Genomic DNA, 13,812 nt, shown 5'->3' on the forward strand with positions numbered 1-13,812 from the left:
ACTTGGAAATAACTATTGACTTCCGAAAATTCAGAAAGTATCATTAAGACTAATAATAAAACTGAGTAATGAACTTGGAATTAGGTGGTGCATTATGAGTAAGCAATTATTTATAAAATCAGATAACCAACGCGAATGGTTAACAAAACTGGAGTCACTGGAACAAAGCTTTAAACAACAGGCACAACAAATCGATGAAGCTGCAGTTTTTCCATTTGACAATTTTAAAAAGCTACGTGAAGTTGGCTATACAAAAATTACATTACCGAAAGAATTTGGCGGAGAAGGCTTTTCGCTTTACGATACAATTCTGTTACATGAAACATTATCAAGTTATTGTGGAAGCACTGGTTTAGCAGCTTCTTGGACGATTCAAAATGTCGGTGAAATTTTTGAAAATCGTTATTGGGATGAAAACAAACTAAAATGGTTTGGCGAGCAAGTTAAAAATGGAGCAACAATAAACCGTGCTGTAAGTGAATTTGCAATGGGCAGTCCAGTTCGTGGCGGAAAACCAGCAACATCTGCAAAGCGTAAAGGCGATGGATATGTATTAAATGGTCGAAAAAATTATACGAGCGGTGCGCCTGATTTAGATTATTTCTTAGTTTCAGCTTGGGTAGAAGATGATAATCATTTGGGCTTTTTCTTAGTACCTAAAACAGCTGAAGGCGTATCAGTGGAAAATACCTGGGATGTTGCATCAATGCGAGGCACAGGTAGCGATGATCTCGTACTTCAAAATGTAGTGATGGAGCAATCTTCGTTAGTTGAAATTCCGAGTTATTCTACAGGTTTTAAGCTAAATGGCTGGTTATTATTAATTCCAGCAACGTATTTAGGTATTGCTCAGGCAGCGCGCGATTATGCCGTAAAGTTTGCTACAGAGCATTCACCGAACAGCATTCAAGGAACAATCGCCGAGCTTCCGAATGTGCAAACACTAATTGGCGAAATGGATATAGCGTTAACCAAAGCCCGCTTTACGCTTTATGGTGTAGCGGGGTTATATAAGGACCCGGCAAAAAAATTAGCCATTATTAATGAAGTAAATATCGCGAAGCATGTGGTGACAAATACTGCAATTGAAGTTGTTGACAAGGCTATGCGCTTAGTCGGTGCAAAAAGCCTACAGCGTTCCAATCCATTACAGCGTTATTATCGCGATGTACGTGCAGGTCTTCATAATCCGCCAATGGACGACATTACCATTAAGCGCTTAGCGGAAACAGCCATTCAAAATCAATTAAAACAGAAAGAGGTAACTGTATGAAATTCAAGCAAATTGTGAAATTAGCAACAATTAGTATTGCTGCTTCAGCATTATTAGCTGCATGCGGTAATAATTCAGAATCGGGTTCAGCTTCATCATCAACAGAAAGTAAAGATGGCGTAACAGTTGTCAAAGTCGCTTATGACCAAGCAAGTAAACCAATGACGTATTTAGACGAAAACGGTAATCCAACAGGCTATGATGTCGAAGTAATGAAGCTAGTGGATGAAGCATTACCAGAATACGAATTTGAATATGTTGGTACAACAAGTGATGATTTATTAATCGGCGTGGAGCAGGGCAAATATCACGCAGGTGTCAAAAATGCTTTCTGGACAGAAGAACGCACACAAAAATATATTTTCCCGAAAGAATTTTTAGGGTTAAGTAGTGCTGGCTTAGTGTTGAAAAAAGAAAATGAACATATAAAAAATTTAAGTGATTTCGCTTCAGCAGGCTATACGCTAGCACCAATCGCGGCGAATAACGCACAGTATACTATAATTGCAGAATACAACGAAGCAAACCCAGACAATCCAGTAAAATTACAAGCGGGTGAAGAATTTACAGTGGATGTTGTGCAATGGGTAAATGAAGGTCGTGTAGATGGTGGCGTTCAAATCGAAGGTGCATTCACAGGTCAAGTATTAACAGAGGGTGGTCCATACTACAACTTAAAAGATGAAGTCGTTTATAACGAATTTGCCGTTATTAAAACATGGCCTCTATTCAACAAAAAACAGCAAGAATTTGCAGATGCCTATGACAAAGCAATTGCAGAAATTAAAAAGACGGACGCTTTAAAAGAATTAAGTAAAGAATTTTATGGCAAAGACTTATTCGAAGTATTAGATTCAGTAAAACGCTAAACTGCAAGGGGTCTGCCCGAGAAGTAATTCTGGGGTAGACCCTTTGCGCCGAGGATGGAGGCCGGCACGATGCTGGTCATGAATGCGTTGTCACACGATGTGACGATTTTAGCATTCGTTCCTACTTCTGACCACCGCAGAAGCACCGCCTCAAGCGGATAATTAATACATGAGGAAGCATCTGTCTAAAAAGTTTTGACTTTTTAGACAGCCTCTTTTTTATCACAAACATACGAAGGTGGGGAGCACATGGAAAAGTATTTTGATGTGTCATACATTTGGTCGGCATTGCCGAATTTATTACCGTACTTATGGATTACATTATATATCGCAGCCCTTTCAGTAATATGCGGAACATTATTTGGCTTAATGCTTGCAGCGGCGAAGTTAAGTAATCATAAATGGCTACGTAGGCTCGCGAATGGCTATACGACGATTATTCGTTGTACGCCATCCATCGTTTTATTATTTCTAGTGTATTACGGAATCCCATCGTTTTCAGAAGGGCTATTCGGCATTTACTTGCAAAATGTTCCGACTGGTGTATTTGTTGTTGTGACGTTTAGCTTACAGTTTGCAGCGATGATGTCAGAAGTCATTCGTTCATCGTATTTAGCAATTGATCGAGGACAATTTGAAGCGGCAGTAAGTGTTGGTTTAACGCCTCTTCAAGCATATCGTCGCATTATTTTCCCGCAAGCTTTGGTCGTTGCATTTCCTAATTTTGGGAATGGCTTAATTTCGGTACTTCAGGAAGGTGCACTTGCTTATACAATTGGTTTTATTGATATTGTGGGCAAGGCAAATTTAATTATTGCGAATAACTATGGTACACATACACTAGAAATCTATATCGCTTTAGCGGTGATATATTGGGTGTTATCGATCTCAATTGAAAAGATCTTCGCACTCTTAGAAAAAGCGTTTAGTAAAGGAAAACAACCAATTAAAGCGACGTAGGAGGTACGCATATGGACATTATGAACTGGCAATTTTTATTTGATACTTTTTTTGTTGCGTTAAGCGGCGTGCCGGTAGCGTTACTCGTAACGGTTGTTTCACTTTTTATTGCGGTTCCACTCGGTTTTTTGTTAGCACTAGCACGTGTATATGAAGTGCCAGTCATTAATTTCTTCGCGAAAATATATATATCATTTGTGCGTGGGACACCAGTAATTATTCAAATTTTCGTGCTGTATGCAACGATTCCACTTTTACTGAAGGGTCTATTTGAGAAATATAATATTGATTATCCGATTTATGAAGTGAATCCACTTTGGTATGCGTTTATTATTTTCTCGTTCAATACAGCAGCTATTTTAATAGAAGTATTTCGTTCGGCATTACAAACGGTTCCAAAAGGGCAGCTTGAGGCGGCACAATCGGTTGGCTTAACGGCTACACAAGCATATCGCCGTATTATTATTCCGCAGGCACTTGTTGCAGCAATGCCGAATCTTTGTACAGCGACGATAAATTTAATAAAAGCTACGTCGCTCGGTTATGCGATTTCATTGCAAGAAATTACGTTAAAGGCAAAGGTAGAGGCAAATTTGGGTTACAACTATTTAGAGGCTTATATTGATATTTTCATAGTCTATTTAATTGTTTGTATGACGGTCGAATATTTATTTAAATGGTCTGAAAAACGATTAAGCCGTTACAAAGTGGCCACGGTATAAGGAGGGAAAGCGATGCTAGAAATTAAAAATGTGCATAAAACATTTGGTGATAATGAAATATTAAAAGGTGTTAATTTAACAATTGATAAGGGGGACGTTGTCGTTATTTTAGGTCCGAGTGGTTCAGGGAAAACGACATTGTTACGCTGTATTAACTTTTTAGAACGTGCCGATGAAGGAAGCGCAAATTTTGATGAAATCGAAGTGGATTTACATAAAGCTTCGAAAAAGGAAATTTTAGAAATCCGCAAAAAAACCGCATTTGTATTCCAAAACTATAATTTATTTAACAATAAAACGGCGCTTGAAAACGTGGCAGAAGGGCTAATTGTTGGTCGTGGTATGAAAAAAGATGCTGCTTATGATATTTCAAAAAAAGCACTCGCTAAAGTAGGGCTATCGGCAAAATATGATGCCTATCCAAGTCAATTATCGGGTGGGCAGCAGCAACGTGTTGGTATTGCACGAGCGGTTGCGTTAAATCCAGATATTATTTTATTTGATGAACCAACATCGGCACTAGATCCTGAGCTAGTAGGAGAGGTACTTAGTGTCATGAAGGATATCGCCAAAGAAGGAACAACAATGCTTGTAGTAACGCATGAAATGTCCTTTGCGAAAGATGTAGCAAATCGCGTCATTTTCATGGATGGCGGCAATGTTATTGAAGAAGGCTCACCACATGAAATTTTTGTCCAGCCAAAAGAGGAACGTACGAAGCAATTTTTACGCCGTGTCCTTCCAGATGATTACACGTACCATATTTAGTTGTTGATGAATTATCTGAAAATTTATATGGGGTTGCATACAAAAGTGATTTTTTCCGCTATAATGAAATGTAAGAATTTCATAAGGATTGTAAAGGTTCTTATTTTTAACAAGTAAGAAGTAAAAGGGAAATCGGTTGAAATCCGATGCGGTCCCGCCACTGTAAATGCGAGTTTAGAGCACGTTGCCACTGTTCACACGGGAAGGCGCTCACAAACGCTATAGCATAAGCCAGGAGACCTGCCTTTATAATGCCCAAAGTAAACCTACGAGGATAGGATGTGGCGGATAAGTTCTCTTTTTACGTTGAATTTTATTTGCAAACACAAGGCTTCCTTCTCATAAGAGTGGGAGGCTTTTCTTTATGTCAAATAACGAGCGCTAAAGAGCTTATGAATCAACGAGCACATCATAATGTGTTTTTCTAAATCTAAGGAGGCAGTTTTACAATGAAAAAATGGCAAGTACTTTCTTCAGTTGCATTATTATCATTATCATTAGCAGCATGCGGCGAGAAAGAAACAGACAAACAGTCAATAAATGATAGCGCGGAAGTTACTGAAACAGCACAATTTCCAATCACACAAATGGATGCACTAGGCAAAGAGATTACAATCGAAAAAGCACCAGAACGTATTATTTCATTAGTTCCATCAAATACCGAAATATTATTTGGTCTAGGTTTAAATGATCAAATTATTGGTGTTTCTGACAATGACACATACCCAGAAGAAGCGTTAACAAAAGAAAAAGTTGGCGGTACGGAATTTAACTTAGAGCAAATCATTGCTTTAGAACCAGATTTAGTATTAGCACACGAATCAGGTATGTATAGTTTTAACGAGGAAGCGATTGCACAGCTAGAAGCAGTTGGGATTCCCGTATTTGTTGTGAAAGATGCAAAAACATTTGAAGAAACTTACTCGACGATTGAACAAATTGGTCGTATTACAAATAAAGTACAAGAAGCAAAAGATATTATTGCTTCAATGAAAGAAGGCATTGAAGAAATCGAAGTGAAGGTGGCCGACTTAGAAGAGAAGTCTGTGTTCATCGTTGTAGGGACAGACCCAAATCTTTATGCGGTAGGACAGGATACATTTATTAATGAAATGTTAGAAGTACTAAATGTTGAAAATGCTGTACCAGAACTAGGTTGGCCAATGTATAGTGCTGAGCAATTTGTCAGCAGTAATCCAGATACCATCTTGGTGACTTATGAAAATGATATCGAGGAAATTACAACAAATGATGCTTATGCAGAGATGACTGCGGTGAAAAATGGCGAGGTAAAATTAGTTGATGCCGATACAACAAGTCGCCAAGGTCCACGTTTAGTTGAGGGCATTGAATCAATAGCAGAAGCAATTTACCCAGAGGTATTTAATGAGAAGTAAATATTCAATCGCCTATTTTTCATCGATTGGATTGCTATTAGGGAGTATGTGGATCGGTATTTCATTTGGTTCGGTCGATATTCCGCTATCCACTCTGTGGGATAAAACGACAGACCCGGTTGCGTACAGCATACTATGGAAAATCCGAATGCCACGTGTTATTTTAGCAGCACTTATTGGGGCATCACTTGCAATTGCAGGTGCTGCTTTCCAAGGATTACTTAAAAATCCGTTAGCTGATCCTTATACACTTGGTGTTTCTTCAGGTGCTTCAGTTGGTGCAGTAATGACAATTTTTTTAGGCATATCCCTACCTGTGCTAGGCGCGTTTACGCTACCGATTTTTAGTATGCTAGGCGCGGCTATTACAATGGTTATCGTGCTCCTATTTGCCCGTTTAGTAGACCGTACTATGAAAATGGAAACACTTATTTTAACAGGGATTATTTTTAGTTCTTTTTTAGGTGCTTGTATTTCATTAATGGTGGCATTAACAGGTGAGCAGCTTCGTGAAATTATTGGCTGGTTGCTTGGCAGTGTGTCAATGCGTGGTTGGCCGTATGTGAGAATGGTTGTTCCGTTTATGATAATTGGCGTGTTGATTATTTGGCTGAATCGTCGTGAGTTAAATGCGATGATTTATGGGGAGGAGCGCGCACAATATTTAGGGGTCAATGTTAAGCGTAGTAAATACATGATTTTGGCAGGTGGCTCGATTTTGACGGGTGCTGCGGTTGCAGCATCAGGAACGATTGGTTTTGTTGGGTTAGTTGTCCCGCATATGATTCGTATTTTAATCGGTGCTGATCATCGCCATTTGCTCAGCCTGTCGTTTTTAAATGGCGCGAGTTTACTTGTAATTTGTGATTTAGTGTCGCGTACGATTATCGCGCCTGTCGAATTGCCGATTGGTGTCATCACGTCATTTATAGGTGCCCCAGTATTTGCGTATATTTTCTTCAAGCAACGTAGAAAGGGTGTCGCATAATGTTAAAGGTAAATGACTTAAGCGGTGGCTATAGTGGCAAGAGCATTGTGAAAAACGTGACGTTTCACGTGAAAAAAGGTCGAATTTTAGGGATACTTGGTCCGAATGGTAGTGGGAAATCGACATTGTTAAAAATGATTAGTGGCATTATTAGTCCAACTTCTGGTGAAGTATTGATTGAAAACCAACCGATTAAAAGCTATGACGTTAAGCAATTGGCAAAAAAAATGGCGGTACTACCACAGTTAAACGCGAGTACATTTTCAAATCTTGTATATGATGCGGTTTCATTAGGTCGTTACCCGCATCAAACTGGTTTTTTTTCAAGTTGGTCGGATGAGGATGAATACATAGTACTGCAGGCTATGGAAAGCACCGGTGTTACAGGTTACAAAGATCATTATTTGGAATTTTTGTCTGGCGGTGAACAGCAGCGAGTGTTTATTGCGCAGGCACTTGCACAAAATTCCGAGCTACTACTGCTTGATGAACCGACGAACCATTTAGATATCGCGCATCAAAAACAAATATTAGATATGATTCGTTTACAAGTTGAACAGCATGGATTAACGGTTGTGTCGATTTTCCATGATATCAATTTAGCTTCGTTATATTGTGATGAATTATTACTTTTAGAAGGCGGCGAAGTGCGAGCATTTGGTTTACCACATGAAGTTATTCTGGAAGAGCAAATTGCGGATGTGTATAAAGCTCGTATCGCAACGTACCCACATCCCGAAGTACCAAAGCCACAAATTACAATGCTACCTACAAATGAATTACAGCGTAAAGAAGTACAAATTCAAGTATCTGATTTTTCGATTACAAAAGAGTACATTCAATTAAAAGTCAGTTCGCCACTAAAGGTAATTTCGTCTGCAGTCCTTAATGCAGGAATTGGTTGGTATGATACGTTTTTAAATCGCACCGTTGCACCAAATTATGATATTTATCATGTAAAAGATGAGACGGTTAACTTTTTAGTAGCAAATCATTTTGCACCAACGAGTACAGTTGTTATGCTGACGGCTGTTGAAACAAAATGTGTTGAAATTCAGTCATTTACACAGCGGGAATTAGAAATTATCATTATGGTAACAGCTGGTGTTGGTAATAGTGTAGATGTAACGAAAACGTATTTACGTGAAGAGAAGCCGCATGCTGGAACAATTAATACATGGGTATTTATAAACGGCAAATTGACAGATGAAGCGTTTATTCAAGCGATGATTACCGCGACAGAAGCAAAAACAAAAGCGCTCGCAGATCAGCAAATTAAAGATTCTGTTACTGGAACGATTGCAACGAGTACCGCAACAGATAGTTTACTCATTGCGGCAACACAGCACGGTCAAGAGATTCAATACGCAGGGCCCATCACAGAAGTCGGTAAATTAATTGGGCGCGGTGTTTTCGAAACAACGGTAGCGGCGATAAAAAAATATAAGGAATTACAAAATTCGTGAAAGAAGGAAAGGTGAAGGCTATGAAATTATATACAAAGCAAGGTGACACGGGGAAAACTAGTATTATCGGAGGCCGTGTTGACAAAGACCATTTACGTGTCGAGGCATATGGCACGATTGATGAATTAAATTCATTTATCGGAAAAGCAATTTCAGAGTTAGGTCCAGACAAGTTTAAAGATGTCATTAAAGATTTAACAGCCATTCAGCACGAGCTATTCGACGGTGGAGGCGACTTAGCAAATGTCATGAAAGAGCGCCATTACAAGCTGACAGAACAACCTATTACTATTTTAGAAGAGCGAATTGATGTACTTTCAGATGAGGCGCCACCATTAAAACGTTTTATTTTGCCAGGTGGTGCACCAGCAGCAGCAACGCTTCATATCGCCCGTACTATAGCACGTCGAGCTGAACGTCAAACGGTGTCATTAACGAAGGAAATTAAAGATGTTTCACCGGTTGTACAAAAATATTTAAACCGTTTATCGGATTATTTATTTGCAGCTGCACGAGTTGTTAATCACCGCTTAGGGATTCAGGACGTCGAATATATTCGTAGTGCCGACGTATTTAAATAACACAAAAATGCTAGCTTAAACAATGAAAATTGTCGAGCTAGCATTTTTTATGGATTCATTTAATTTTCAGAATTAATAACAAATTTTGTTGACTGAATGCTCATTCATAATTACAATAGATTTATAGATTAATATGGAAAAATAGCTTATTAGTTGGGGGAAAGTAACTAATCAGTTTAGCATTCAGGTTTCTAGGGGGAAAAGTATGAATACATTTTTAATTATTAACTGGATTGCATTCATCGTTGTGTTGGCATATGCGCTTGGTTTATTCGCATATTTGTTAAAAACACGATACGCCTATGTTCAATTAGGTCGTAGAGAAGAATTCAATATTAAAATGTCGCAGCGTATTAATGACATCGTCGAAAAAGTATTTGGTCAATCGAAATTATTGAAAGATAAAAAGATGGGTCTTGTACACGTACTATTTTTCTATGGATTCCTAATGGTACAGCTTGGTGCGATTGATTTAATTTGGAAGGGGTTAGCGCCAGGTTCACACATTCCATTAGGCGGCTTATATCCTATGTTTACATTTACGCAGGAAATTGTTGTTTTAACAATTTTAATTGCGGTAGCTGTCGCATTTTACCGTCGTTATTTAGAAAAATTAGTTCGTTTGAAACAAGGGTTTAAAAACGGTTTAGTATATTTATTCTTATCGGTGTTAATGTTTGCGACATTGTTCGGGAATGGCTTTTATTTAATTTGGCAAGACCATGGCTTATCAGGTTCTGAGCCAGTTGCTTCGGCCATAGCATGGGTATTCCAGTGGATGAGTCCAACAATTGCAGCAGTAGGTTTCTTCATCATGTGGTGGGCGCACTTACTAGCATTACTGTCATTCCTTGTATACCTTCCACAAGGCAAGCACTTCCACTTAATTACGTCGATTTTAAATGTTTACTTCAACCGTCAAGATAGAATCGGAACATTACGCCCGATTGACTTCGCGGCATTAGAGGAAGCAGAAGATGAAGAAAGTATGCCACCACTTGGCGTAGGGAAAGTTCAAGATTTCACGCAAAAGCAAATGTTGGATTTATATTCTTGCGTAGAATGTGGTCGTTGTACAAATATGTGTCCAGCTACAGGGACAGGGAAAATGCTGTCACCAATGGACTTAATCGTTAAATTACGCGATCATTTAACATTCACTGGTGCGGTGGAAACAAAGCAAAAGCCTTGGGTACCGTTCCAATTCTTTAACAACACACAGGGGAATCAGTTAGCAATGGCTGCTGGAGCTGAAGGTGCGGTTATTGAAAACATCTATAGCCCATCATTAATTGGTGATGTGATTACAGAAGAAGAAATTTGGGCTTGTACAACATGCCGTAACTGTGAAGATCAATGTCCAGTAATGAATGAGCATGTCGATAAAATTATCGATTTACGTCGTTATTTAACGATGACAGAAGGGAAAGTAAACCCAGATGCACAGCGCGCAATGACAAATATCGAGCGTCAAGGCAATCCTTGGGGTTTAAACCGTAAAGAAAAAGAAAATTGGCGTGAGCTTGATGAAACCGTTACTATTCCTACAGTAAAAGAACTAAAAAAGTCAGGCGAAGAAATGGAATATTTATTCTGGGTTGGTTCAATGGGTTCATTCGACAACCGTTCACAAAAAATTGCGTTGGCATTTGCACGTTTAATGAACCAAGCAGGTGTGAAGTTTGCGATTTTAGGTAACAAGGAAAAGAACTCGGGAGATACACCACGCCGCTTAGGGAATGAATTCTTATTCCAAGAAATTGCTGGGGAAAATATTGCAGAGTTCGAGAAAAATAATGTCACAAAAATCGTAACAATTGATCCGCATGCATACAATATTTTTAAAAATGAATACCAGGATTTCGGCTGGAAAGGTGAAGTCCTGCACCATACGGAATTACTATACGATTTAGTGCAAGCTGGTCGTTTAACAATGAATCACCGTGTTGACGAAACAATTGTGTTCCATGATTCATGTTACTTAGGTCGTTACAACGATGTTTATGATCCGCCTCGTGAAATTTTAAAAGGTATTCCAGGTGTGAAGCTTGTTGAAATGGCACGTAACCGTGAAGAAGGAATGTGCTGTGGCGCAGGTGGTGGTTTAATGTGGATGGAAGAACATGTGGGTAACCGTATTAATGTTGCACGTACTGAGCAAGCAATCGCGACACAAGCTTCGGTTATTTCTTCAGGCTGTCCGTACTGCTTAACGATGCTTTCAGATGGTACGAAGGCGAAGGAAGTAGAGGATACAGTAGGCACGTACGATATTGCAGAGCTATTAGAGCGCGCGGTATTCGGTACACCACAAGCAGCACCAGTGGATAAAGTTGAAGAAGTAGAAGTTGCATCGACTATAGAAACGGTAGAACAACCAGAAGTGTCTATTAAGGAAACTGCAACAGATCAACTAAGTGAGTTGGAAGTGGTTTCAGAAGAAGTAGCTACTGTAGAAGAATGCCAACAAGCTGGTGAAACAGAAAACGTATCGTTAAACGAAGAAAATAAGAATTAGTGAGCACAAATTATTAATTTCAGTATATTCTAATAATATTGTTGCGAAATAATTAAGGATTTAATACAATGAAATTAATTAAAAAATGAGAGTCCTTGTTACTCTCATTTTTTTTAAAACATCAAATTGAGCGAGCGTTCAGTCGGATGTCAAACAAAGGGGATTTTCATAAAAATAGTTCGATTATTCAAACAAAGGGGTGTGTGGATTGTCGAGAACAGTCATTTTAGATGGGGCAAGAACGCCATTTGGTAAATTTGGTGGTGCATTAAGCACATTAACTGCAAGTGATTTAGGTGGTATTGCCATAAAAGCCGCTTTATCAAAGGCAAATGTAGCGGCTGAAGAGGTTGGAGAAGTAATTATCGGAAACGTTTTACAAGCGGGACAAGGGCAAATTCCGTCTCGTCAAGCAGCGACAAAAGCAGGTATTGCATGGGCTGTGAAAACAGAAACCATTAACAAAGTATGTGCATCAGGCATGCGTAGTGTGACGTTAGCCGATCAGCTCATTCGTTTAGGGGACGAAGAGACGATTGTAGCAGGGGGCATGGAATCGATGTCAAATGCACCGTACTATATGCCGAAAGGCCGCTTTGGTTTACGCATGGGTGATGCGAGTTTAGTAGATGGCATGATTTATGATGGCTTGTCTTGTGCATTTCATCCGAATCAAGTGCATATGGGGATTTACGGCAACGAAATTGCTGACAAATTCACAATCTCTCGTGATGCCCAAGATGGATGGGCAGTACGTAGTCATAATAAGGCTTTGGAAGCAATTGAAACAGGAAAATTTGCTGAGGAAATTGTGGCAGTCGAAATTCCGCAGCGTAAAGGAGATCCAATCGTAGTCGCACAAGATGAAGCACCACGAGTAGGCACAACAATGGAAACGCTTGCAAAGTTAAAATCAGCCTTTAGTCAAGACGGTACGATTACGGCAGGGAATGCACCAGGGGTCAATGACGGAGCATGTGCGTTAGTACTAATGAATGAAGAGAAAGCAAAGCAAGAAAATCGTCCAATACTCGCAACGATTTTAGGCCATGCTGAAGTAGGTGTTGCACCAGAGGATTTCCCGCAAACACCAGGGCTAGTTATTAATGAGCTATTACAGAAAACAGGGAAGTCGCTTGAGGAAATCGATTTAATTGAAATTAACGAGGCCTTTGCGGCAGTAGCACTTGTTAGTAATCAAATTGCAGGGTTAGATGCAGAAAAAGTCAACGTCAATGGTGGCGCGGTGGCACTTGGTCATCCAATTGGTGCAAGTGGCGCGCGTATTATTTTAACGCTTGCCTATGAGTTAAAGCGTCGCGGTGGGGGATTAGGGATTGCCGCGATTTGTTCAGGTGGCGGTCAAGGAGATGCGGTATTAATCGAAGTATCAAATTAAGGGGATGTAGAAATGAACATTGAAAAAGTAATGGTTATTGGCGCGGGCCAAATGGGTTCAGGGATTGCTCAAGTTTGTGCTCAGGCTGGTTTTACAGTCATTTTAAACGATGTGAAAGACGAATTTTTTGAGCGTGGTTTAGCGACAATTACGAAAAATTTGGCGCGTGATGTGGAAAAAGGGCGAAAATCAGAAGACGAAAAAGCGCAAATACTCGCACGCATTACAAAATCAACATCAATTGATGATGCAAGGGATGCGGATATTGTCATCGAAGCAGCCGTTGAAAATATGGAAATTAAACAATCGATTTTCAAGCAGCTAGATGCCATTGCGCCAGCACATACGATATTAGCGACGAATACATCAAGTTTACCAATTACGGAAATTGCAGCGGTGACAAGTCGTCCTGAAAAAGTAATCGGTATGCACTTTATGAACCCGGTTCCAGTGATGAAGCTTGTTGAAGTTATTCGTGGTTTAGCAACAGCGGATGAAGTTTATGAAGCTGTTGCAGAGATGACGAAGCATTTAGGGAAAACAGGTGTTGAAGTAAATGATTTCCCAGGCTTTATTTCGAATCGAATTTTATTACCGATGATTAATGAAGCAATTTATGCGCTTTATGAAGGGGTTGCGACGAAGGAAGCAATTGATGATGTCATGAAAATGGGCATGAATCATCCGATGGGCCCATTAACATTAGCTGACTTTATTGGTTTAGATACATGTCTATCCATCATGGAAATTTTACATGAAGGGCTTGGCGATAGTAAATACCGCCCTTGTCCACTTCTACGTAAATATGTGGCGGCTGGCTGGTTAGGTAAAAAATCTGGTCGTGGCTTCTACGTGTACGAAAGCTGAGGTG

The 13,812-nt window shown here is 39.6% G+C and carries 12 protein-coding genes and 1 riboswitch; all 12 genes read left to right on the forward strand.

Annotated elements, in window-relative coordinates:
- The first annotated feature begins 94 nt into the window (after positions 1–94).
- The 12 genes from LZ480_RS01390 (at position 95) to LZ480_RS01445 (ending at position 13,808) form a co-directional block, all read left to right on the forward strand.
- Positions 95–1,273, forward strand: a complete 1,179-nt coding sequence (locus LZ480_RS01390) for an acyl-CoA dehydrogenase family protein (RefSeq protein ID WP_241367539.1) — start codon at positions 95–97, stop codon at positions 1,271–1,273.
- Positions 1,270–2,142 carry a transporter substrate-binding domain-containing protein gene (locus LZ480_RS01395; protein ID WP_241367540.1) on the forward strand — a complete coding sequence of 291 codons (873 nt, stop codon included), beginning with the start codon at positions 1,270–1,272 and terminating at the stop codon, positions 2,140–2,142. The genes LZ480_RS01390 and LZ480_RS01395 overlap by 4 nt, the downstream gene beginning before the upstream one ends.
- 249 nt (positions 2,143–2,391) lie before the next feature.
- Positions 2,392–3,102, forward strand: a complete 711-nt coding sequence (locus LZ480_RS01400) for an amino acid ABC transporter permease (protein WP_241367541.1) — start codon at positions 2,392–2,394, stop codon at positions 3,100–3,102.
- An 11-nt stretch (positions 3,103–3,113) separates the two neighbouring features.
- Entirely contained in the window at positions 3,114–3,824 is a 711-nt protein-coding gene (locus tag LZ480_RS01405) for an amino acid ABC transporter permease (RefSeq protein WP_241367542.1), read from the forward strand.
- Between the two features lie 12 nt (positions 3,825–3,836).
- Positions 3,837–4,592, forward strand: a complete 756-nt coding sequence (locus LZ480_RS01410) for an amino acid ABC transporter ATP-binding protein (RefSeq protein WP_241367543.1) — start codon at positions 3,837–3,839, stop codon at positions 4,590–4,592.
- Positions 4,593–4,669: 77 nt separating this feature from the next.
- Positions 4,670–4,854, forward strand: a riboswitch (cobalamin riboswitch).
- A 187-nt stretch (positions 4,855–5,041) separates the two neighbouring features.
- A complete protein-coding gene (locus LZ480_RS01415; protein ID WP_241367544.1) occupies positions 5,042–5,989 on the forward strand; it encodes an ABC transporter substrate-binding protein in 948 nt (315 codons plus the stop codon).
- Positions 5,979–6,977, forward strand: a complete 999-nt coding sequence (locus tag LZ480_RS01420) for a FecCD family ABC transporter permease (RefSeq protein ID WP_241367545.1) — start codon at positions 5,979–5,981, stop codon at positions 6,975–6,977. Before LZ480_RS01415 ends, LZ480_RS01420 begins: the two co-directional genes overlap by 11 nt.
- A complete protein-coding gene (locus tag LZ480_RS01425; RefSeq protein WP_241367546.1) occupies positions 6,977–8,443 on the forward strand; it encodes an adenosylcobinamide amidohydrolase in 1,467 nt (488 codons plus the stop codon). The genes LZ480_RS01420 and LZ480_RS01425 overlap by 1 nt, the downstream gene beginning before the upstream one ends.
- A gap of 20 nt (positions 8,444–8,463) precedes the next feature.
- Entirely contained in the window at positions 8,464–9,024 is a 561-nt protein-coding gene (locus LZ480_RS01430) for a cob(I)yrinic acid a,c-diamide adenosyltransferase (RefSeq protein WP_241367547.1), read from the forward strand.
- A gap of 205 nt (positions 9,025–9,229) precedes the next feature.
- Positions 9,230–11,542, forward strand: coding sequence for a heterodisulfide reductase-related iron-sulfur binding cluster (locus tag LZ480_RS01435; RefSeq protein WP_241367548.1), 2,313 nt, complete (start codon positions 9,230–9,232; stop codon positions 11,540–11,542).
- A 208-nt stretch (positions 11,543–11,750) separates the two neighbouring features.
- A complete protein-coding gene (locus tag LZ480_RS01440) occupies positions 11,751–12,941 on the forward strand; it encodes an acetyl-CoA C-acetyltransferase (RefSeq protein ID WP_241367549.1) in 1,191 nt (396 codons plus the stop codon).
- 12 nt (positions 12,942–12,953) lie between these two features.
- Positions 12,954–13,808: a 3-hydroxybutyryl-CoA dehydrogenase gene (locus tag LZ480_RS01445; RefSeq protein WP_241367550.1), complete on the forward strand. Its 855-nt coding sequence runs from the start codon at positions 12,954–12,956 to the stop codon at positions 13,806–13,808.
- The last annotated feature ends 4 nt before the right edge of the window (positions 13,809–13,812 follow it).

Origin of the sequence: Solibacillus palustris, from assembly GCF_022549215.1 — a bacterium.
Classification (GTDB): domain Bacteria; phylum Bacillota; class Bacilli; order Bacillales_A; family Planococcaceae; genus Solibacillus; species Solibacillus daqui.